At 50.9% G+C, this 22,347-nt stretch carries 21 protein-coding genes; 16 read left to right on the top strand and 5 right to left on the bottom strand.

Annotation, left to right across the window (positions count from 1 at the left end):
- The first annotated feature begins 322 nt into the window (after window positions 1–322).
- Together AC50X8_RS31740 and AC50X8_RS31735 are read left to right on the top strand one after the other, a co-directional pair.
- A complete protein-coding gene (locus tag AC50X8_RS31740) occupies window positions 323–1,609 on the top strand; it encodes an MFS transporter (RefSeq protein WP_056038766.1) in 1,287 nt (428 codons plus the stop codon).
- Between the two features lie 21 nt (window positions 1,610–1,630).
- On the top strand, window positions 1,631–2,806 hold the full coding sequence (locus AC50X8_RS31735; RefSeq protein WP_056038762.1) for an MFS transporter: 1,176 nt from the start codon (window positions 1,631–1,633) through the stop codon (window positions 2,804–2,806).
- Between the two features lie 237 nt (window positions 2,807–3,043).
- On the opposite strand, the gene AC50X8_RS31730 is transcribed toward AC50X8_RS31735, so the two are convergent.
- Window positions 3,044–3,292, bottom strand: coding sequence for a hypothetical protein (locus tag AC50X8_RS31730; RefSeq protein WP_494883599.1), 249 nt, complete (start codon window positions 3,290–3,292; stop codon window positions 3,044–3,046).
- A 251-nt stretch (window positions 3,293–3,543) separates the two neighbouring features.
- Between AC50X8_RS31730 and AC50X8_RS31725 the strand changes: the two genes are divergently transcribed.
- Complete coding sequence (locus AC50X8_RS31725) at window positions 3,544–3,819, top strand: hypothetical protein (RefSeq protein ID WP_494883597.1); 276 nt, start codon at window positions 3,544–3,546, stop codon at window positions 3,817–3,819.
- Window positions 3,820–3,954: 135 nt separating this feature from the next.
- Here the strand turns inward: AC50X8_RS31725 and AC50X8_RS31720 are convergent, their stop codons facing one another.
- Genes AC50X8_RS31720 through AC50X8_RS31710 form a run of 3 tightly spaced genes read right to left on the bottom strand, consistent with a single transcriptional unit; the run spans window position 3,955 to window position 6,508 of the window.
- The gene (locus AC50X8_RS31720) at window positions 3,955–4,617 is read right to left on the bottom strand and encodes a DUF1054 domain-containing protein (RefSeq protein WP_494883596.1); all 663 of its coding nucleotides are present in this window, start codon (window positions 4,615–4,617) and stop codon (window positions 3,955–3,957) included.
- A gap of 4 nt (window positions 4,618–4,621) precedes the next feature.
- The gene (locus AC50X8_RS31715) at window positions 4,622–5,317 is read right to left on the bottom strand and encodes a response regulator transcription factor (protein WP_056038749.1); all 696 of its coding nucleotides are present in this window, start codon (window positions 5,315–5,317) and stop codon (window positions 4,622–4,624) included.
- 15 nt (window positions 5,318–5,332) lie between these two features.
- Entirely contained in the window at window positions 5,333–6,508 is a 1,176-nt protein-coding gene (locus AC50X8_RS31710; protein WP_494883594.1) for a sensor histidine kinase, read from the bottom strand.
- Between the two features lie 201 nt (window positions 6,509–6,709).
- On the opposite strand from AC50X8_RS31710, the gene AC50X8_RS31705 reads away from it, so the two are divergent.
- The 7 genes from AC50X8_RS31705 to gnd all read left to right on the top strand — a co-directional run bounded on the left by AC50X8_RS31705 (window position 6,710) and on the right by gnd (window position 14,932).
- A complete protein-coding gene (locus tag AC50X8_RS31705; protein WP_494883592.1) occupies window positions 6,710–7,681 on the top strand; it encodes an ABC transporter ATP-binding protein in 972 nt (323 codons plus the stop codon).
- A gap of 10 nt (window positions 7,682–7,691) precedes the next feature.
- Complete coding sequence (locus AC50X8_RS31700) at window positions 7,692–8,852, top strand: ABC transporter permease (RefSeq protein WP_494883591.1); 1,161 nt, start codon at window positions 7,692–7,694, stop codon at window positions 8,850–8,852.
- On the top strand, window positions 8,845–9,996 hold the full coding sequence (locus AC50X8_RS31695) for an ABC transporter permease (protein WP_056038738.1): 1,152 nt from the start codon (window positions 8,845–8,847) through the stop codon (window positions 9,994–9,996). Before AC50X8_RS31700 ends, AC50X8_RS31695 begins: the two co-directional genes overlap by 8 nt.
- A 189-nt stretch (window positions 9,997–10,185) precedes the next feature.
- On the top strand, window positions 10,186–10,743 hold the full coding sequence (locus tag AC50X8_RS31690; RefSeq protein ID WP_056038733.1) for an RNA polymerase sigma factor: 558 nt from the start codon (window positions 10,186–10,188) through the stop codon (window positions 10,741–10,743).
- On the top strand, window positions 10,697–12,424 hold the full coding sequence (locus AC50X8_RS31685) for a DUF4179 domain-containing protein (protein WP_056038730.1): 1,728 nt from the start codon (window positions 10,697–10,699) through the stop codon (window positions 12,422–12,424). The genes AC50X8_RS31690 and AC50X8_RS31685 overlap by 47 nt, the downstream gene beginning before the upstream one ends.
- A 217-nt stretch (window positions 12,425–12,641) precedes the next feature.
- On the top strand, window positions 12,642–13,238 hold the full coding sequence (locus AC50X8_RS31680; RefSeq protein ID WP_056038727.1) for a YkzI domain-containing protein: 597 nt from the start codon (window positions 12,642–12,644) through the stop codon (window positions 13,236–13,238).
- Window positions 13,239–13,519: 281 nt separating this feature from the next.
- Window positions 13,520–14,932, top strand: coding sequence for an NADP-dependent phosphogluconate dehydrogenase (gnd, locus tag AC50X8_RS31675; RefSeq protein ID WP_056038723.1), 1,413 nt, complete (start codon window positions 13,520–13,522; stop codon window positions 14,930–14,932).
- 28 nt (window positions 14,933–14,960) lie between these two features.
- Here the strand turns inward: gnd and AC50X8_RS31670 are convergent, their stop codons facing one another.
- Entirely contained in the window at window positions 14,961–15,284 is a 324-nt protein-coding gene (locus tag AC50X8_RS31670; protein ID WP_056038721.1) for a hypothetical protein, read from the bottom strand.
- A gap of 145 nt (window positions 15,285–15,429) precedes the next feature.
- On the opposite strand from AC50X8_RS31670, the gene AC50X8_RS31665 reads away from it, so the two are divergent.
- The 6 genes from AC50X8_RS31665 (at window position 15,430) to ptsP (ending at window position 22,269) form a co-directional block, all read left to right on the top strand.
- Window positions 15,430–15,957 (top strand): shikimate kinase, encoded by a 528-nt coding sequence (locus AC50X8_RS31665; protein ID WP_056038717.1) that lies wholly within the window; start codon window positions 15,430–15,432, stop codon window positions 15,955–15,957.
- The gene (gene aroA, locus AC50X8_RS31660; RefSeq protein ID WP_056038715.1) at window positions 15,958–17,253 is read left to right on the top strand and encodes a 3-phosphoshikimate 1-carboxyvinyltransferase; all 1,296 of its coding nucleotides are present in this window, start codon (window positions 15,958–15,960) and stop codon (window positions 17,251–17,253) included.
- A gap of 49 nt (window positions 17,254–17,302) precedes the next feature.
- Window positions 17,303–17,743 carry a CoA-binding protein gene (locus AC50X8_RS31655; RefSeq protein ID WP_494865120.1) on the top strand — a complete coding sequence of 147 codons (441 nt, stop codon included), beginning with the start codon at window positions 17,303–17,305 and terminating at the stop codon, window positions 17,741–17,743.
- A gap of 106 nt (window positions 17,744–17,849) precedes the next feature.
- Window positions 17,850–18,473 carry a hypothetical protein gene (locus AC50X8_RS31650; protein WP_494883582.1) on the top strand — a complete coding sequence of 208 codons (624 nt, stop codon included), beginning with the start codon at window positions 17,850–17,852 and terminating at the stop codon, window positions 18,471–18,473.
- 161 nt (window positions 18,474–18,634) lie between these two features.
- Window positions 18,635–20,521 (top strand): glucose PTS transporter subunit IIA, encoded by a 1,887-nt coding sequence (locus tag AC50X8_RS31645; protein ID WP_056038706.1) that lies wholly within the window; start codon window positions 18,635–18,637, stop codon window positions 20,519–20,521.
- On the top strand, window positions 20,518–22,269 hold the full coding sequence (gene ptsP, locus AC50X8_RS31640) for a phosphoenolpyruvate--protein phosphotransferase (protein WP_494883580.1): 1,752 nt from the start codon (window positions 20,518–20,520) through the stop codon (window positions 22,267–22,269). Before AC50X8_RS31645 ends, ptsP begins: the two co-directional genes overlap by 4 nt.
- The last annotated feature ends 78 nt before the right edge of the window (window positions 22,270–22,347 follow it).

Below are 22,347 nucleotides of genomic sequence, written 5' to 3'. Positions count from 1 at the left end.
GAAAGTATAGCATTGCGCGGTACTTTCTCTATATTTCTACGCGAAACGGTGCTTTGCCGCCAAAGGACGGCGACAGCCGTTTGCGCTTGAAATATAGGAAAGTATAGCATTACGCGGTACTTTCTCTATATTTCTACGCGAAACGGTGCTTTGCCGCCAAAGGACGGCGACAGCCGTTTGCGCTTGAAATATAGGAAAGTATAGCATTGCGCAATCCTTTCTCTATATTTCTCGGAATGAAACGCGCCGCGCTGCCAAAGGACAGCGCGAGCCGTTTCACCTGGATCGCTTGCTTGCAGCAGAAACGGAGGCTCGATATTTAATGAAAGAACATAGGGGCATAAAGCCATCCGGCGTCGTTATTTGGCGCTCTCCTTTTATTATTCAGCTGCTGATTATTATGTTTATTATTGAATTTGTAAAGGGCGCGCTGCTCATCTCCATTTTGCCAGTGTACATGGGTACGGTGCTGGGTTTATCTGCCTATGCGATTGGCTGGGCGCTGGCGCTGCAATATATTGGCGATAATTTGTTCCGCAGCCCGATTGGCTGGCTTATTGACCGTTTGGGCTACCGCTCCGTAATGCTTGCGGGTATTGTGCTGACGTTCACCTCTGTTTTGCTTGTCGCTTTCGTGCATCATACGAGCTGGATTGTAGTTGCTTGCCTGCTGCTTGGCATCGGGTCGTCCCCGCTATGGCCTTGCGTCATTACAGGAGCAACAGAGGAGGCTGGAGAGGAAGCGAGCGGCCGGGCGATGAGTGTCGTCTATGTCGCTTGGCTGGTTGGCGTGGGCGCGGGGCCGATTGCGATTAATTTTCTGCTGTCCAGCTCGTATACGGCAGCGTTCCGCCTCATTATTGGCGGCATGATCGTCGTTGTCCTGACGACGATGTTTCTGCCCGGTCGCGGGCGCATGAAGCAGCGTTCAGGCGCAGCGGAAGAGGCTGCGGCGCAGACGGATTCGCATGCAGCGAACACAAGTGATGCTGCAAGAGAGCCGCTCAAAGTTCGGGCCAGCCGTTATTTTGCCAAGGTGGGCAAGTCGCTTCATGCCAGCAAGCTGCTTTATCCGGCAATGTTTGTGCAGAACTTCTCGCTGGGGCTGTTGACGCCGATCTTAACGCTGTTCGCGCGTTCAGTGCTCCATCTGACGCCTGCCCAGTACAGCTGGTTTCTTATCGCGGGCGGCGCCATTACAGTGCTGGGGCTAATCCCAGTCGGGAAGTTTGTCGACCGGCTCGGGACAAAATGGTTTTTGCATGTCGGCTTTCTCCTCGCCGCGATCTCGCTGCCGCTGCTAGGCATGACTCGTTCACTGCCGCTGGTGCTGGTTATTGTGGCGATTGTAGGACTTGGCTATGCCTGCATCATCCCGGCATGGAATGCTTTAATTGCTCAAGCGATTCCGAAAGAAGAGCGAGGTGCAGTATGGGGCTTTTTCCTGACGATCGAAGGCTCCGGCATGGTGCTGGGCACGATTTTGTCCGGCAAGCTGTGGGATACATTCGGGCATCAGGCACCATTTTTAGTAAGCGGTGCAATGCTGCTCGTCCTATTTGTTCTCCATTTGTTCATTACCAGAAAACAGCCAGTTATGATAACATAACGTGTGGAGGGGATGAGCTTAATGGACAGACGCTTGTTAATTGTAATGGCTACCTTAATGACAACATTTATTGGCTTCGGGATTATTATCCCGGTCATGCCCGAAATTATTAAAGCAGCAGATCCGCTTGGCGCTGAGGCGCATACGGGTTTGATGCTCGCGGTGTATTCGGCCGTATCGTTTGTGCTGTCGCCAGTTTGGGGAAGCTTGTCTGACCGAATCGGCAGACGGCCTATCATTCTCATTGGCGTACTTGGCTTCGCTTTAAGCTTTGTATTATTCGGCTTGTCGTCGGGCAATTTGACGCTGATGTATTTGTCCCGTGTGCTGGGAGGGTTATTTTCCGGTGCAGTGACTTCGGTTATTGTTGCTTACGTAGCGGATATTACAACGCCCGAGGAGCGCACCAAGGGCATGGGACTGGTTGGCATGTCAATCGGCCTCGGTTTTACGATTGGGCCGGGATTTGGCGGTCTGCTGAGCCTCGTGTCGCTGGAGATGCCGTTTTATGCAGCTTCCATCCTTGCGCTGATTACTTTCATTCTTGCATGGGCCAAGCTCAAGGAATCGCTGACACCGGAGCAGCGCCGCAGCGGGGCGAGCCGCCGAGAGTCGCGCTGGAAAGCATTTACCGGGCCGCTTAAATATTTGTACATACTTGCGTTTTTCGTTACCTTTACACTGGCGGGATTAGAAGCGACCTTGCAGTTTTTCGGCATGAGGCGCTTTGATGTAACGCCGCTGCAGGTTGGGATTTTATTTTTCGTCTGCGGCTTTGTCGGGGCTTTAATTCAAGGTGGTGTCGTGCGCAGAAGGATCAAAGCTGGCGAAGAGGGCAAATACATTGCCATCGGGCTAGTTATATCGAGCATCGGCTTTTTCATGCTGCTCGCTGCGCATTCGCTTTGGTGGGCAACCCTTTCCTTGGCCGTGTTCGGCATCGGCAATGCGCTCATTCGCCCTTGTGTAACGTCATTAATTACTCAGAAGACGACAGTTGGGCAGGGCGTTGCCTCTGGCCTAAGCTCGTCGATGGACAGCTTGGGGCGTATTGCTGGGCCGCTGGCGGGAACGTTCCTGTTTACACTGGATTTGAGGCTTCCTTATGTATCCGGAGGCATTCTGTGTCTGGCAGCGCTGCTGCTGCTCGCGCAATTCCGTCAATTGGATAAAAAGAAAGCTGTAGCGCAAGCTTAATATTTCTTGTGTGTTTCAAATATCATCACTTTCTTTGGGGCTGCCTTCGGGCAGCTCTATTTTCTTTTCTGGGGGCAGAAGAAATGGGGAATCTCTATATCTGGGCGGTCTGGCGGGAGAAAAAGGGGCACTCATATGTGACAAAAAAACGATTAGCCCGAAAATCGTCCCGAATAAAATAGTCGCAGAGTACAGGCGATCATGCCGATGCCCCGCGACTGTTCGGTGCAGCTTCATTTATTTGCCTTCTTCGTCGGCTGAAGTACCGTAGAGGCCAGGCACCGGAATATCGAGAAGGCGGTAATAAACCCCAAGCTGAGCCCGGTGGTGAACCATATGGCTGAGTCCAAAGGTGCGGAGCGCGATCGCCCGCATAGCTAATTGCCAGTTCAGCAGGTTGACCAGGTGCGTGACGAGCCCTCCGAGTGTCATCGATTTCTCGTGCGGTTTCCACGCCATATGCTCCTCGGGCAAGCGCTCCAGTATTCAGCGTGTATTGGCCAGCTCATGCATGGCGTCTCCGATGATCAGTTGTTTCACCATAAATTAACTCTCCTCCCTTATATAGTGATAGTACTATAAACGCGATGGAGTGGAAAGGCTTGTCTCGGTCGTTTTGGGCATCCGCAATGAATACTTAGAGCTGCTTTTTTTTGAGGATAAAGGGACAGAGTTTTATTTTTTAAAAATAAATATATGGTAATATGAGGATATGATTACAAGGAGAGGAGAAGGTAATGAAGAAACCGATTTTTCGCGCATTGCTTACGGGAGCTGCCTTTGTCATTGTTTTTTATGGTGTGCAAATACTCGGAGGCATATATATGACAAAACATTACGTCCCCGACATCATGGAACAATATGCATCTGTAGACTACTTGCAGAAAAACGTAACCGTTGGCTGGGTGGACAACACTCCTATTTGGGCGTGGCTGCAGGTATTGCCTGTCATGCTGCTTGGAGTAGCTGCATACTACTCGGCAAGGCTGCTGAAAAGCAAGCTATCGAAATGATCAGCGATAGGCTAACACTTACTTTTCAGGCCATCAACTCCCATGTCCGAAATATTTGCTGATCAACAAAAAACCGCTGCACCTTGCAATAGACAAGGGCAGCGGCTTTTAGCATGTGCGATACTTTTATGCGTCTTATTCCTGCACGAGCGAGCGGCGATACAGCGGCAGCAGCGATTCATAGGTTGAGGAAGCAAGCTTCACAAGCGCTTCGCCATCACGCAAAATCGGGTCGTCAGCCGCAATATGCTGACCGATGAGCAGCTCTGACTTCTTCACGTCGCGGAAGCGGACGAGGGCATGCTTCCATTGCTCATCCGACATTTCGCTGACGGCAGCGGATTCCTTTTTCGTATGATCAAGCGAAATGACATAAGAGGAAGGAACCTGCGCGATTACCTCATCAAGCTGATTCAAGTAAGCGGAAGCGATGCGGGATTTATTCGGCGTCTCGTAAATGAGCGCAAACCATATAAATAGATGATCGTCAAAAAGGCCCAGTTGAAAATGCGGATGCGCCTTATATCCGCGCTTATTATTGCAAATGGCGAGCCAAGTATCCTTAGGCGGATTTACGGAACGGCGGGCATGCTTTGCTACATGCAGAAACATTTCGTCGCCTGCCTGCATGGAAAGCTCGGTGCGCAAGCGCTCGCCAATGGCGTGGAACTTAGGCTGGATTTTTTCCTGGATTCCCGCCATGCGCTCCGCTAATCCCTGAAGCTGAAACACATCGAAGTCCTCTTGTGTAAATCCTGTAAATTCGGTCGTGTTGTTTGCCATTGTATTTATGGTCATATGGTTATCTCTCCTTGCTTGGAATGAATGATAATTTCAAATAAAAAATCGCCATTTGCGTGCGATCCCGCAGCCCCAGCTTGTGAAGCATATCGGAAATATAGTTTTTGATCGTGCCTTCACTTAAAAAAAGCGATGCGGCAATTTCCTTATTGGATTGCCCCTCGGCCACGAGTCGAATAATTTGCTGCTCGGCCTGCGTCAAGCTGTAACGTGCCGCAAGCTCGCTGCTGGTCTGCTCTTCTGAAGAAAGCTCAGTTATTGCAGCTTCTTCTGTTTCTGGCATCGTAATCATGCCCGCCAGCTTGCGGGCGATATCGGGATGAATGAGCAGCGAGCCTTCATGTACGGTTTTAATGCCGTTAATAATGCGGCTTGGCGGTACGTTCTTCAGCAAATAGCCGCCAGCGCCGCAGCGGATCGCCTGCACAATATAATCGTCATCATCGAAGGTGGTCAGGATGAGGACGGCAGGAGGCTGCTCCTGTGCCCGAATGAGCCGTGTGCCTTCGACGCCATCACAGCCAGGCATGCGAATATCCATCAGCACGACGTCAACCTTCGTTGATTGCACGAATTCAGCGGCCGCCTTGCCGTCGGCGCATACCCCCGCAACGTGGAGCTCCGGGTCAAGCTGCAAAATAACCTGCATGCTTTCCCGAATGAACGGGTCGTCATCTACAATCAATACCGTAATCATGGCAGCGGCTTCCTCCTATCCTTTCACAAATGCTTGTCGCTCGCCTGCATCATTAGCAGCACTGCCGCCTAGCAGCGGGAGCTCAGTCGTCACGCTGAAGCCAACCTCCGACTGCCAGGACAGCTTTCCGCCGATTAATGAAATGCGCTCCCGCATGCCGCGCATGCCAAGCCCTGCTGTTATGGCCCCTTCGGGCACAGCCCCATTGTTGGCTATCGTTAGGGCTACGGTGTGCGGCTGAAAAAGCAGCGTTACCTTTACCCTTGTAGCGCCGCCATGGCGAACCGCATTCGTAATGGCTTCCTGCGCATTTTTGAACAAAATAAATTCCATGCTTGGATAGAGGGGGCGCGGATTTCCCTGCACCTCAAAGGCGACTGCGATGCCGAGCGCTTCGCCGGAATCTGTAACGAGTCGGTCCAGCGCATATTGCCTGGAGTCTCCTTCGCTAGGCACCGCGAGCCTGCGCACCGTTTGGCGCATCCGCTCCATGCTGTCCTGCAGCTGGTCGCGAATTTGCCCGACCGTCGCCTGCGCGCGGGCAGGGTCTGCCTGGAACAGATGCAGCGCGGCCTCGGACATCATTTTCACCCGAATCAAGCGATGCCCGAGATCGTCATGAATGTCCCGCGCAATGCGATTGCGCTCTTCAGTCTGCGCGTACTGCTCAATCTGCGAGGCGTAGCTCTGCATGCGGCGCCTTGCGGCTTCCAGCTCCTCATGGCTTTGCGCAAGTGCTGCATACAGCGTCTCCACTTGGCTGCGCTTGCCCTCTACCTGCTGGGCAGCCTGCAGCACCGCCGCAATCGTCAGCCACAGCAGCAGCATAGCAGCCATCATGCCCGGCGCTTGTTCGTGCATGGCGATCCAGAGGCATGCCCCTCCAGCCAGGGTCCATAATGCGGCCATGCCAGCTGAGGGCTTCGTGCTTAAGGCTGCTATTAAAGTAGAGAAGGGGAGCAGAAACAAGACGCCGCCAAAATGATAGGCGAACGATCCGAAGCCAAGCAGCTCTATCAACAAAATCAACGCCGTGTATTTCGGAAAGAGCGAACCTAGTTTAATGAGGGACAAAGCTATCAGTACGCCGATCGTATAAAAGGCATAGCTTGCAGCTGAAATCGAGAATACGCTGATGACTGCGGGTCCAGCAATTAATAGGCCTCGAAACCAGTGAAACGGTACGTTCATATCGGATTAGCTCCCGCAGCGCATTAGGCTTTTATCGTCCTAAGGCGTTTTTTCATTTTAATTTATATCGTTTCATTATAGCATAATCCGCCAAAAACCGGCTGTATACAGCCGGAGCCAATGATATGACTTTCGTCACCTTCATTTTGTGACTTTGTAGAGCTGTATGCTCGTGAGGCGGCGTTTTATAATGGACACAAGATGATAAACGTGGAGGGTGAGCGCTTGAAGAGCCTAGTAACATTTAAAGATGTCGTTAAAAAATATGACAGCACCATTACCGTCAATCATTTGACTTTTGATATTGGCGAAGGCGAAATATTCGGACTGCTTGGGCCTAATGGAGCGGGGAAAAGCACCTCCATCCATATGCTGTCGGGGCTGCTGCCATTGAGTAGCGGGGAAATTACCGTTGGCGGATATTCCATCCGCAAGCAGCCGCTGGACGTTAAGCGCCTCATTGGCTTGGTGCCGCAGGAGCTGGCGATTTACGACATGCTGACCGCTTGGGAAAATGTAGCTTTTTTCGCAAAATTGTATGGACTCAGAGGCAAGCTGCTGAAGCAGCGGGTGGAGGAGTCGCTGCAGTTTGTCGGGCTGCTGGAGCGGGCAAAAGACAAGCCGTCAACGTTTTCAGGCGGCATGAAGCGGAGACTGAACATTGCTTGCGCGATTACCCATCGCCCGAAGCTTATTATTATGGATGAGCCGACGGTCGGCATCGACCCGCAGTCCCGCAATCATATATTGGAGTCGGTGCGCGAGCTTAACCGTCTGGGTTCGGCCATTATATACACGAGCCATTACATGGAGGAAGTGGATGCGATTTGCTCGCGAATTGGCATTGTCGATAAAGGCAAGCTTATTGCCTGCGGCAGCAAGGAGCAGCTCAGACAGCAGGTCGGGCAGGAGGAGCGCATTATTTTTGAAGTCGATCAGGCCCATCCAGCTGCGGCGAAGGAGATGAGCGAGCATCCGGCCGTCAAGCAGATAGACGAGCAGGACGGCCAGAGAAGGCTTGAGGTTACCGTGAAGGATTCGCCATCTGTCCTTCAGGATTTGCTGTTTATTTTGCAAAAGCACGGCATTTCGCTGCGGCAACTGACCCGCGTCGAACCGAATTTGGAGTCCTTGTTCCTCCAGTTAACCGGCCGCTTGCTTCGCGATGAATAGGGGGCGGAACATGCGGACATGGTGGATTACATTAACCTATGAATGGATAAAATTGATCCGAATGCACGCGCTGCTTGTTGTGCTCGCTGGTCTTCCGCTGCTGCTCATCTATTTGCTTGGCAGCGCTTTTGACAGCGAAATCAAACCAGCGAAGGTGGCGGTATACAATGCCGATCAAGGGGCGATGCGCGAAGGTGTAGATGCTTTCTGGCAAGGAGCTGACATCCTCCCATACGTTCGTCCCGCAGCGCTCTCCTCAGAGGCTGAGGTGCGGGAGGCGGTGCAGGATGGAGCAGCCGATTACGGCGTTATCATTCCTGCTAATTATTCCGCCAAGCTTGCAGCGGGAGAAAGCGTAAGCTGGCACACCCTCGACGGTCATGACGGGAGTAAAAATATTGCGGCCCATTCTATCATTCGTTCGTACCTGTCTCAGGTGAACATGGAGGTGGCGGCCTTCAAGGTGCTTGGGCCTGAAAGCTTATCCGGGCTGGAGAGCCGCCAGACGGATGCAGCTGCACTCGTTAAAGTACAGACGCTGGGCGGCGGGTCGGACCAATCCTTCGGCTCTGTATCGGCTATCCAATATTATTCTGTCGCTTATTTGGTCATGTTTTTGCAGTATGGCGGCATGACGGGAGCGGTTTCACTGCTGCGGCAAAAAAGAGAAGGAACCTTGCAGCGCTTATATGGCATCCCTGCGTCGTTTAATAGAGTTGTAGCGGGCATCATTAGCGGTGCGGCGCTGCTCGGCGTGATGCAGACGATTATTATTATTGTTTTTACCAAGTATGTTTACGGCGTCGATTGGGGAGGGGCTTACTGGGGAATCGCCCTTATCTCACTGCTGACCATTATCGCGGGCTCTGGACTAGCACTGACGATAGCTTCTTTTGCCAAAACCGTCAAAACGATGCAGACGCTGTTTAACACGATTATTTTCAGCATGACTTTTTTAAGCGGGGGCATGGTTGCGATGATTCAGAACAAGCTCGGCCTTATCAGCAAGCTGAATATTAATTTTTGGGCGAATGCTGCTCTGCGCGGCTTAATGGATGGTTCGAGCCGCGTTCTCGTTTGGCAAAATATCGGTATATTGGCTGCTATAGCCGCCGTTCTTGCTATTTTTGCAATTATTCGTTTGCCTAAGGTGGTGAAGCAGCATGCGTAGCTTGCCAATTGCGATGCAGCTCATTCGCAGAACGATGGGGACGCGCCGGGGCTTTTTTCTAAATGTGCTGCTTCCTGCAATTGCCTTGTCGGTTATCGCTGGCTTGTTCAGCAGCCTGCAAGCGGATAAAGAAATTATTGCGGTCAGCAATGCGGATCGAGGAGCTTTCGGCGCTTATATGCTGAACATTGTGAATCAGGACTCGCTTTATGAGGTGCGCATACAGACGGATTTGACGGGCAAGCAGCTCAGGGAAGCCGTTGCTGCTGGTGACGCGGATGCGGCCATTTTTATTCCTGCCGATTTCACGGAGCGGCTGCTTGCCGGCGAGCAGCCACAGCCGGTGCTGTATCGCTGGACAGAGCAGCTGTGGAATGCCTCGCTGCTAGCCTCGCTTGAGGCTGAGGCTAGCAGCATGGCGGCTTCCGTACAATTGCTGCTAGCAGCCTCTGGCGGTGCTGCTCCTGATGCGGGGAAGCTGAGCGAGCTGCTGGAGCAGCAGGCGAAGCCTGCGGTCAGCGTAGAGCATACTCCGATGAAGCTAGGGGTAGTGGCTGCCAATCCGATTATGATTGGATCGATTTTGCTTTTTCTCATGCTGCTGGTCAGCCAGTCTGTCGGCTTTATAATGGAGGATCGGGAAATGCGGACGATGCAGCGCATGTACACGGCGCCGCTTCGCGCCTTCGATATTGCTCTAGGCAATTATTTGGGCAGCATATTGGTCGGCACCATTCAGCTTGTGCTGGTGCTCTCGCTCACTTATTTTGTATTTGGCTATTCGCCAGGCGTTTCCTTCGGTGCGATGCTTTTAGTATTGGAATGCTTTATGCTGGCGGCAATAGGCGTGATGACGGCTGTGGCGGGGCTCGTGCGAAATGCCCATCAGCTCAGCCAAATCAATTTGCTCATTGTCTCGCCTACCTCGATGATCAGCGGCTGTTTTTTTCCGCTGTCGATGATGCCGGAATTTTTGCAGAAGCTGGCCAATTTCATGCCGCAAAAATGGGCGCTGCAAGCCATTGACCGGCTGAGCACAGGCGCCGGGCTCTTAGACATTGCGCAGCCGATATTGATTTTAATGCTGTTCGCTGTCGTACTGCTTATTTTCGGCGCGGCTGTACTACGCCCAAGCCAGCAATAACGGGGATTCAGCTTCTCTATTGAATCATTTACAATAGTGCATGTACTTGCTCACTGGCGCAGCTTGCTGGTGGGGAGGGCCTGCACTATTTTTGCGTGGAATTATTTAGAGAGCGAAAAGTGAACCTTTTGACTCCGTTAATTGTTAATAGGGTGTACACGGCGAGAGCGAGAGGAGGGAAAGCGGGTTATGACGGAAAGAGAGCTGTTTGAGCAATATAACAAGGACGTCTATAAAACATGCTACTACATGCTCAGAAATGCAGCGGATGCGGAAGATATATGCCAGGAAGTATTCGTGACAGCATTCCGCAAGGAATGGCGGCAGGTGGAGCAGCTTAAAGCTTGGCTGCTGCGCTTGACAGTCAATTGCTGCCTGAATGCAATCCGCCGCTCCAAAAATGGGAGGCTTAAAGAAAGCTTAAGCGAATGGCTGTCTCGCAGACAGCCGGAAACGGTGGAGCAGGTAGTCGAGAAGCGGGAAACGGATCAAGAATACAGCAGGCTTGTGCAGCAACTGCCGCTGAAAATTCGCTCAGTAATAGCGCTGCGCTATATGCAGGAGCAGACGCTGCCAGAAATAGCAGACATTCTAGGTATTCCAGTAGGCACGGTGAAATCGCGGCTGCACAAAGGACTGAAGCTGATGAAGCAGTCGCTGGAAAGCAGTTCGACCCATAATAAACAAGGAGGCCTGTCCTATGAAGCCATCAGAGAACGAAATGATTCAGCGTTTAAAAGAAGTTAAACCGCCAGCCTATCCGGATTTTGAGGCGATGTGGCAGCGGATTGAGCAAGCAGGCGTTGAAGGAGCCATTGGCAGCAAAGGGGCTGCCCTAACAGAGGGTTCTCAGCTGAACGGAGCAGGCTTGCAGCAAGGAAAATCTAGTGCAGCAGCATCCGGGCACGAATCTGTGCGCGTTTTGCGGAAGCCGCGCAGCCTGAAGCGCGGTCTATTTATAGCAGCAGCCGTTGCTTTAGTTGCGGCGACTCCGGTTTTTGCCTATCAAATGGACTGGATTCAGCTGCTGAATGGCAGAAGCGGCATTCAATCGGCATTAGCTCAAGGGATGGGACAAAATATTGAAAAGTCGGCAGTACAGGACGATGCAACGTTTACGATTCATACAGCGGTTGTTGATGACAATCGTACCGTGCTGCTGTACAGCCTCGTTCCACCAGATGGGGAGGACGGTTATTTATCCTTCACAAATATGCATTTGACGGACTCAAACGGTAAAACGATTGATGGCAACTACTCAATGAGAGGCTGGGATGAGGCCAGCCAATCGTACCGCGGTTATTTCGAGACGGAATGGACGCCAGAGCAGTTAGTCGATAAGGTGGATTTTACGGCGTCGGAGGCAAGCTTCATCTCAAACGCGTCTCTTCCCATTGAACTGGACTTAGCAAGCGATGGCATACAAGTTTTTAATTTGGATAAGGATGGAATGGGCAAGCTGGAAGTCCAGCTTTTCAAGCAAAATGGAGACGAGGTTTTGCTATCTTCCGCGCTCAGCTTTACAGATAAAACCGTGTCGGGCTATGCTTACCCAGAGCTGACCGTCAAGAGCGGGGACACGCCGATTAAAACAAGCCGCAGCGGTACATTTGGGAAACCGGGGCCTAATGGTGAATATACGATGCAGCAATATTTTAAACAAAGCGAATTAAAGAGTGGCAATATAACGTATAGCCTAAGCTACGCACGTGAAGAGAATCGTATTGAGGGGGAATGGAATCTCCCGCTTCAGCTCGATAAACAGGCAATGCTAGCCGGTACGATTAAACGTGATGTTCATTTGCCGATTGATTTGCCGCAAGGCAGTTTTAATATTGATCAGGTTGTCATTACACCAACTCAAATTAGGCTTGCTACTAGCCATGAGCAAAAATATATGCAGTATTCCTTCAAAAATTATGAGCTTGATGTGGGAGGAACCATACTGGAAGGCCATTTTTGGGGGAGCGACGACCCGTATACCAATTCTATCCGGTTTGAGCGTCCACAGGGGCTTACTGTTACAGAGCAGACGCCGATTACGCTCATTCAAAGCTATGAGGTAACAGAGCATACGGACAAGGATGCTGTCATTCACCTGAGCAGCATAACCGAAGAGAAGCAGCACATGACAACGGAAGTAGGCGGCTACGAGGTTAAGTGGACCTATTACCGCAAAGGGGCGGATGTGTTCGTCCAAAACGAAAGCGATGACAAGACGTTCGGCGGCGTCAACCAGACGTACCGACTGGAAGGTAAGAAAAGCTTCCCTAGCGAGATATTGACCGCGAATTTCTCTGGCGATGGCATTAACAGCTCGACGGAGGTTTTCCGGAACTACGATGGAGACAATCTTGATTTGCACATGTATTACTATACGACGGATGCGCCAGACAAGGAACTCCGTACGTCTATATTGCCGCAGTAAGCGCGTAGAAGCTGCTGCTCACGCTGACAGCCGCCCCGGTTTAGGGGCGGCTTGTATTATTTTTTTACCCAAAATCCACTTTCGCTTTAAAATTAGTCAATAATCCAAGTTGCCAGAACATAAGATGGAGTATAAGATAGAAATAAGACAAAATTGTCAGAACATTTAGTCAAATTTGTGAAAGGTGTTACGACACTGTTTTGAAGGAGGGATTGCCGTGAATAAGAGCCACGAAGTCGAGTATTGCAATTTGGAGCTGCGATTTGAACGGCGGCAAATCCAAAATCTCATCCGCGATCTCATTCAGGAAGGGTACTCCTTGTATTGGAGCGAAACGGAGGTACAGTTTCTCATCTCGATTCGAACAGGCCGCAAGCTGGTGAAGCTTAAGTTTCAGCGGATGAAGGATAGCTACAAGATGGTGGGAGACTATTTAATCCGGGACGAGAGGTTGTCGGAGCTGCTGGAAAAGCTCATTAATGATTCCAGAGGTCATGCGGTGGTCAAGCGAATGAAGGATCGTCAAATCGTCATTGAGAGCATTATGTTCGGTGAGATTATACGACTTGTGGAGGTGTCCGGTATGGAACATCGGATTATTTATCAGAAGAAGCCGCTTGTGACCATGGAAGAAATGATCAAAGCTTTTCAATCCAAACGAGCAGAGGAGCGTGCCCAGGTGCTGCGCTATGAGCTTGATTACGAGCTGTCCGTTCTGTATGAAGCGCTGGAAGCTGTAGATGAGGCTGCTGTCCTTTCGTCAAAAGCAAAGCTTGGCGAGCTGCGGCTGGAAATGCTGCAACTCGAATTGTAAACGCCGTCTATTTGAGAACAAAGGTTGTACAAAATAGATAAAGCGGGTGTAGCCATTGCGGTTATTCCCGTTTTTTTTTTAATATAGCCCGGATGGCGGCAATGTTTGCTAGTGGAAGGTCGCATTCTGGCGCAATATAAGGTAAACTTTCTAAAGCGGTCAATAAAACTGATGGTGTTTTGATTATATTTTTAAACCCTACTAGTTTTCTTCTCTGCACAAAAGGAGTAAAATAGAGCTATTGTTGACCCAAATACAATAACAAAGGATGGAAGAACCAGATGTCTAAACAGCAAATCGGTGTAATTGGCTTGGCAGTCATGGGCAAAAACTTGGCCCTTAATATTGAAAGCAGAGGCTTTACGGTGTCGGTATTTAACCGCTCCCGCGAGAAAACGGATGACCTGATCCAGGAAGCAGCAGGCAAAAACCTCGTTGCTGCTTATACAGTTGAAGAGTTCGTACAATCGCTTGAAGTTCCGCGCAAAATCCTGATCATGGTACAAGCAGGCGCGGGTACTGATGCTACAATTGACTCCCTGTTGCCGCATCTGGACAAAGGCGACATCATTATCGACGGCGGCAACGCTTATTTCCCTGATACACAGCGCCGCTCCAAAGCGCTTGAAGATAAAGGCATCCGCTTCATCGGCACGGGCGTATCCGGCGGCGAAGAGGGCGCATTGAAAGGCCCTTCCATCATGCCAGGCGGACAAGAGTCAGCTTACAAGCTGGTTGAGCCAATCCTTACAGCTATTTCGGCAAAAGTCGGCGACGACGCTTGCTGCACATACATCGGACCAGACGGCGCAGGCCACTATGTAAAAATGGTGCACAACGGCATTGAGTATGGCGACATGCAGCTGATCTGCGAAGCTTACGACCTGCTCAAAAACGTGCTTGACGTTAGCGTTGAAGAGCTTCACAGCATTTTCAGCGAGTGGAACAAAGGCGAGCTGGACAGCTACCTGATCGAAATTACAACTGACATCTTCTCGAAATACGATGAAGAAACAGGCAAGCCGATGGTTGACGTGATTTTGGACTCCGCTGGTCAAAAAGGTACTGGCAAATGGACAAGCCAAAGCTCGCTTGATTTGGGCGTTCCACTTTCCATCATTACAGAATCCGTATTTACTCGCTTCTTGTCTGCTATGAAGGAAGAGCGCGTAGCAGCTAGCAAAGTGCTGAGCGGTCCTGCAAAACAACCATTCCAAGGCGACAGAGCGGCATTCATCGAATCCGTACGCAAAGCTTTGTTTGCAAGTAAAATTTGCTCGTACGCACAAGGTTTTGCTCAAATGCGTGCAGCTTCCGATGAGTACAACTGGAACCTGCAATACGGCGAAATTGCGAAAATTTTCCGCGGCGGCTGCATTATCCGTGCCCGCTTCCTGCAAAACATTACGGATGCTTACAACCGCGATGCGGATTTGCGCAACCTGCTGCTTGATCCTTACTTCAAGGAAATCGTTGAATCGTACCAAGGCGCATGGCGTGAAGTGGTTTCCGTGGCTGTATCGAACGGTACGCCGGTACCTGCATTCGCAAGCGCGCTTGCTTACTTCGACAGCTACCGTACAGAGCGTCTTCCTGCGAACCTGCTTCAAGCACAACGCGACTACTTCGGTGCTCATACGTTCAAACGTCTGGACAAAGAAGGCACATTCCACTACAACTGGATTCAATCTTAATCGAGCCTTTGCAGAGGAGCGAGCGGCATTATTCGTGCGGCTCGCTCCTTTTTGCTGCGGTTAAACCGTAAGACGCTTCTTTGAGCCAGCTCCGCAAACGATCGGCTTCCTGTTCGGAAGCGCGCCCGCGGTGAATGAGGCTCATGGCCGCTTCTGCAAAGCAATGAAAATTACGCAACAATCGTGGCTGCGACAAACCTGCTAAAGCAGGATCATCGTCAGCCACCTTTTTTTTAATATATTCGAGCATCCAGATGACATCTTCGCGGGAAAGCGGATGAGTGGGGTTTAAAATACGGCTAATACGCAATTCCGCCTTCTGTGCGGCTGAGCATTCACGATCATTGGTCATTACGGCAACCCTCCTACCGTTTGATATAAGCATCATTATCAACGATACGGCAAAATGAACTTTTTTATACCCGATTTGCTGTGAAAAATGATATGATGGTTGAAGAAATTAATAGGATACACTAATTTGATGGGGGCACTAGAGAATGAATCAGGAAGCAGGCCGCCACAGCAAAATTGTGCTGGTAGGCTTTATGGGAACAGGGAAATCGACCGTCAGCCGCCTGCTCGCCGAGCAGCTCGGCTATGCAAGATTCGATACCGATGAGGAAATCGAACGCTCGCAGGGCAAGCGGGTCGCAGAGCTGTTTGCGGAAATTGGGGAAGCGGGCTTTCGTGATTTGGAGAGCGGCATCATTCAAGAGCTGCTAAGCCGCAAGGAGCCGGCCATTATTGCGACGGGTGGAGGCGCTGTTTTGCGTGAAGCCAACCGGGAGGCGATGCTGGGCGGAAGTCTCGTAGTCGCACTCAAGGCAAGCGCCGAGCAGATTATTGCGAGGGTACAGTCCGATTCGTCTAGGCCGCTGCTGCAAGGCGACGTTGCCGCGAATGTGAACCGGATTATGGAGCAGCGCAAGCACGCTTACGATTTTGCACATCTGGTGCTGGATACGACATCGCTCAATGTGCATGCCGTATGCGCAACTATTATACAAACAAGGGAGACAAAATAAATGACAGATGTTTTAGTTACGCCCACACCGACGTTAAACGGGGAAATTCAAGCGCTTTCCTCTAAAAATTATACGACGCGCTACTTGCTGGTCGCTGCGCTTGCTGAAGGCACGAGCACCATTTATTATCCAGCTCACAGTGAGGACAGCGATGCGATGCGCCGCTGTATTCGCGATTTGGGCGCTACGGTAGAAGAAGATGAAGAGAAAATCGTCATTACCGGTTTTGGCCGTAATCCGAAGGATGTCAAGGAACTGGACGTAGGCAATGCAGGAGCTGTGCTGCGTTTCCTGATGGCCATCGCATCGCTGTGCCCGGAAGTGACGTTTGTAAACCGTTATCCGGATTCGCTTGGCAAACGCCCGCACAGTGATTTAATTGATGCGCTCGGGCAAATTGGCGTACAAGTCACCCATAATGAAGGCAAGCTGCCGATTACGATTAAGGGCGGACAAGCGAAAGGCGGCAAAATTCAAGTGTCCGGCGCTGTCAGCTCGCAATTTTTGAGCGCCTTGCTGTTCCTGACTCCGCTGCTTGCAGAAGATAGCGAAATCGAAGTGCTGAATGATTTGAAGTCCAAGGTTGTCGTTGGACAAACGCTGGAGGTGCTGGAGCAAGCGGGCATCGTCATTCATGCAAGCGAGGATTTGATGAGCTACCGCATTCCAGGCGGCCAAAGCTACGAAGCGAAAACCTATATCGTACAAGGAGATTATCCAGGCTCGGCAGCGATTCTTGCGGCTGCGGCAGTGACGCAATCGGATGTTATCGTGCACCGTCTCGCTGAGAAAAGCAAGCAGGGCGAGCGTGCGATCGTAGATGTGCTGCGCATGATGGAAGTGCCGCTCACTCATGACAATGATATCGTTCATGTCAAGGGCAATGGCAAGCTGAAAGCTGTTGAGTTCGACGGCGACCAAGCGACGGATGCGGTGCTGGCGATGGTAGCGGCAGCTGTATTTGCTGAGGGTACCTCGCGTTTCTATGATGTTGAAAATTTGCGGTACAAGGAATGCGACCGGATTACCGACTATTTGAACGAGCTTCGCAAAGCGGGAGCAAATGTAGAAGAGCGTCAAAGCGAAATTATTGTCCACGGACGTCCGGAAGGCGTTGAAGGCGGCGTCGAAATTAATGCGCATTATGACCACCGCGTCATTATGGCTTTGACGATTGTCGGACTGCGCTCGAAGCAGCCGATCCGTATTCGCGACGCGCACCATGTAGCGAAGTCCTACCCGATTTATTTTGACCATTTGAAGGCGCTTGGTGCGAACGTAGAGTGGGTAGAATAAGCTTGCGGAACGAGAAATAAACAGGTTGAATAAGGGAGGAGCGGTTCATATGGCATTTGAAAATCCATCACGCGAGAAAATTAAGCAGCTGCTTGAGCAAAGTGCTACTGTAGCGGTGGTCGGCTTGTCGGACAAGCCTGACCGCGTCTCTTATATGGTATCGCAGGCGATGCAGGCGAAAGGCTATCGCATCATTCCGGTTAATCCGGCTGTGAAGGCGGCAGAAATTTTGGGTGAAACCCGATACGAAACGTTAAGTGATATTCCATTTAAAGTGGACATCGTTAATGTGTTCAGACGCAGCGAGCATACCCCGCAAGTCGCGGAGGAAGCCGTTGCAATTGGTGCGAAAATTTTGTGGCTCCAGCTTGGCATCGCTAATGATGAAGCAGCGAACATCGCTGAAGCTGGTGGATTGCAAGTGATTATGGACCGCTGCATTAAGGTAGAGGATTCGATTTTGCTGCCGCAAGGAAAATCCAAAACCTGACTGTAATAAAAAACCGATCGATTTAACACAATAAGAAAGGCTTCAAGGGGCGATGCAGCATGTCGTTCATGAAGACTTTCTTTTTTAATGTCGAGGAGGACAACACGTGAATCAAATGTCGCAACAGCCAGGATATTTCCAAGGGCAGCAAGGTCAACTGGGTCAACAAGGTCAATTTTCGAACAACTATCAGCCATCGGGCTTCGTACAGTCGCATTATCAAGGCCAACTGAGCGAGCCAACCTTTAACCAGAACCCAAGCAGCATTGTGCAATCTCCAATTGGCGGTTATCAGGCGACGAATCAGCACAGCTACAGCTCTGCTGCATATTTGCCAAGCCATCAACAAAATGCGGGAATGATGCAGCATCAATATCAGCCGAATAGCGGCTACCAATCGCACACGTCGCATTACCAAGTTCCAAGCTATACGTCGCACCAAAGCTCGGCTAATTATGGGGCGAACCCGGTGATCTCGCACCTAGGCTATCAAGCGAGCCCACAGCAGCACTATGTACAGTCTCACACGGGATACGCGGGCCAAAACTTCTCGAGCGGCGGATATGCAGGTCTGTCCAATAACATGTCCAATAATCAAAACCAAACGCATGGCGGCATGCCCGTACAATCGGCGACAGGACAAAATCCGGTGTACCACGCAACGAACGCTTATGCACAATCCGGTCCGGTCATTTCGCATTTGGGATGGCAAGCTGGACAAAACCGCTAAGCTATATACGCAGGGCTTAAGCTAAGCCCTCCCCTGTATCGTTTTATAGGAAGAATCATCAACAGGAGCGGGCCGAGAGGCCCGCTCTTCACTTTGACAAAACGTGCGGAAAGCCTTACCATCGAGAAAAAGACATTTTAATCCGCAAAGGGGGTACGAAAGTGAATATATTAGGAAGCCTGCAGCAGCTCGGAAGAGCATTTATGCTGCCAATGATTGTGCTTCCAGCAGCAGCCATATTTTCGAGCCTCAGTCAATTGCCGTGGGATTATATTGGACTGCCGCAGCTTACGCTTTATTTGCAGGCCGCAAGTCACGCCATTTTTACTTACCTTCCTTATTTGTTTGCGGTAGGCATTGCGCTTGGAATGACGGGAAATGCGCTTGCAGCTGCTTTAGCGGCACTTGGCGGGATGTTCATTTATGTGGGCATTACCCAGACGGCTGTGCCGGAAATTGAGCCGACGGTGTTTATCGGAACGTTGATGGGCATCATCTCAGGCTTTAGTTATGAACGATTTAAGAACTTGCGTTTGCCTGAATACATACAATTTTTCGGAGGGCCGCGGTTTGTACCGCTGTTTGTCAGCTTTATATCGGTCTTATTTTCCATATTTATGATTGGACTAACGCCATATATTGAACGCATGCTTGAAGAGCTTGGCAACATTGTAGCTTCAGGAGGCGGGTTCGGTGTTTTTCTTTATGGTTTTGTCCATCGGATTTTGGTCGTGTTTGGCCTGCATCATCTCGTCAGCCATGTGTTCTGGTTCCAGATTGGCAGTTATACGATGGCAGATGGGACAACCGTATATGGCGATTTGCCGCGGTTTTTCGCTGGCGATCCCACAGCAGGCGTATTCATGGCGGGAATGTACCCGACGATGATGTTTGCCCTGCCCGCTATCGCGCTTGCCATTATTCATGAGGCGAGGGAGGATCTTAAGCCTAAAATCCGCAAAACGTTTATGTACGCGGCTCTAGCCTCCTTTTTGACTGGTGTGACCGAGCCTGTAGAATTTGCCTTTCTGTTCGTTGCGCCTTATTTGTTCGTCGTTCATGCGCTGCTGTCGGGCGTCATTATGTGGGTGACGTATGAGCTTGGCATTCGCCATGGCTTTTCTTTCTCGGGCGGGGCGATTGATTTTATCGTCAACGAGCATTTGGCTACGCGCGGCTGGCTGCTTATTCCAATCGGTATCGTAGTCGGGCTCATTTATTATTTTTTGTTCCGCTGGGCGATCGACCGTTTTCAAATTCCGACCCCTGGGCGCGAGGAAGGCTCGCATCTCGATGAGTGGGCTGGCGATATTCCGCAGCGTGCGCCGCTTATTTTACAGGCGATTGGCGGCAAGGACAATATTGTGAAAATGGAGTCCTGCATTACGCGGCTGCGATTGAAGGTAGCCAATGAGAAGCAGCTTGATATCGCAGCGCTGCGCAATTTGGGGGCAGCCGGTGTCATTCGCCTCGGCGGCGGCAATGTGCAGGTCGTCTTCGGCACATATTCGGAGCTGATTCGCGGGGAAATTTTGAATACCATTCAGCGGGATCAGGAGCAGGTGCTGTTCAGCTCGCCAATGCAGGGAAAAATGATCGCGCTCAGCGATGTGCCCGATCCGATTTTTTCCGGCAAGCTTGTTGGCGATGGGGTTGCGTTCATACCGGATAAAGGGGAGCTTGTCTCGCCTGTCAAAGGTGAAGTTATTCATATTTATCCGACGATGCATGCGATTGGCATTCGAACGCCGGAAGGGCTTGAAGTGCTGCTTCATATCGGCATTGACACGTCCCTGCTTGGCGGCAAAGGCTATTTCAAGGCTGCTGTCAAAGAAGGGGACAAGGTGCTTCCCGGCGACCTGCTCATCCGCTTTAATTTGCAGCAGGTGCGCAAGGAGAGCAAATCGCTGGCTACTCCGATGGTGATTACCAATTCGGATATGGTGCGTTCATGGCGATTTGCGCCATATAAAACCGTTAAAAAAGGACAATCTTCCGTAATGTCGGTCGTGCTTAAAGAGATACAAGTTGGAGGGGAAAGGCCATGATACAAGGTATTGGAGCGTCAGCAGGCATAGCGATCGGAAAATCTTTCGTATTGCCCAGCTGGGAGTGGGAGCTGCCGGAGCAGCGCATCGATGTTGCTGATTTTGCCCGTGAGTTCGAGCGAGTATATGAAGGCATCCGAACGTCAAAATTCGAAATCGAGCAAATGAAGGACGAGCTGCGGGAAGTGGTTGGCCCTTCGGAAACCCATATTTTTGACGCGCATCTTGCGATTTTGGACGACCCGGTGTTTATGAATGAAATTCAAGGAATTATTAGTCGGCAATACAAGGCAGCAGAGGTAGCAGTCAAGGAAGCAATCGATCATTTTGTGACGATGTTTGATTTGCTGGATGATGAATATATGAAGGAGCGCGCTTTGGATATAAAGGATGTCGGCAATCGGCTGCTCAAGCATTTGCTAGGCGTGCCGGAAATTAAGCTTCCATCCAACACGAAGCCGTTTATTCTCGTTGCCAAGGAGCTTTCTCCTTCGCAGCTTGCCCATATTAATCCGCAAAATGTGCTTGGCATCGTAACGCTGGCAGGAAGCACGACTTCCCATTCCGCTATTATGGCGAGGGCTCTCGGCGTACCGCTCGTCGTTGGCGTGGAAGCGAAGCTGGAGGAACCGATACAGACGGGCCAGATGATCGTGCTCGATGGCGGAGACGGTGTCATGTATGTGCAGCCGGAGCAGGAAGTTATCGCGCTGTATTCGGCGAAGCAGCGGCAGCAGCAGGAGGCGAAAACCCGTCTGCGCGATATCGTCGATCATAAGTCGATGACGCCGGATGGCAAGCGGCTGGAGTTGGCCGCTAATATCAGCTCCTTCAAGGAGCTGGAAATTGCTTTGTCCAGCGGAGCGCATGGCGTCGGCTTGTTCCGCACCGAGTTTTTATATATGGACCGCAATCGCTTCCCGCTGGAGGAGGAGCAGTTTGAAGTATACCGCAGCGTAGCGGAAAAGCTGGAAGGCAAGCCGCTCATCATTAGGACGCTTGATATTGGCGGTGACAAGCAGCTTGATTATTTCAATATTGCCGAGGAAGACAATCCGTTTCTAGGCTACCGGGCTATCCGTATATCACTGGATCGCAAAGATTTGTTTAAAGTGCAGCTTAGAGCCATATTGCGGGCAAGCCATTTTGGACAGGTCAAGCTAATGTACCCGCTCATTTCTTCGGTTGAGGAGGTTCGTGCAGCCAATGCGGTATTAGCGGAGGCGAAGCAGGAGCTGGAGCAGGAAGGCCAGCCGTATAACCGGGATTTGCAGGTAGGTGTAATGATCGAGGTTCCGGCTGCGGTTATTATTGCGGATCTGCTTGCAGGAGAGGTCGATTTTTTCAGTATTGGGACGAATGATTTAATTCAGTTTACCCTTGCTGTAGACCGGATGAATGAGGAGATATCGCATTTGTACGAGCCCTTCCATCCCGCAGTGCTGCGGATGCTTAAGCTGACGATTGATGCGGCGCGCCGCAGCGGCATTAAGGTGGGCGTTTGCGGAGAGCTGGCAGGGGATGCCAAGGCGCTGCCGATATGGTTAAGCCTCGATGTTGATGAGCTTAGTATTTCTTCGCATTCTCTGCTGCAGGTGAAAGAGCGGCTGCTCCGCACAAGGCAGGAAGACAGCCGCTTGCTGCTGCCTAAGCTGCTGGAATGCCGCACGAGTGCGGACATTCATGAGCTGCTAGGGCAGTTTATGGATGAAAATGATGCCAGAAGGCAAAGCGCCTCTATTTCTTAAAATATAAGAATTTATAAGTATTACATTTATAAATAGACTTATATTTCATCGCGAAACGGTTGTTTTGCCGCCAAAGGA

The sequence above is a fragment of the Paenibacillus sp. JT22N15 genome, from assembly GCF_059383755.1.
The sequence above is the reverse complement of the archived record's forward strand: the minus strand, read 5'-3'. Positions and strand labels throughout refer to the sequence as shown.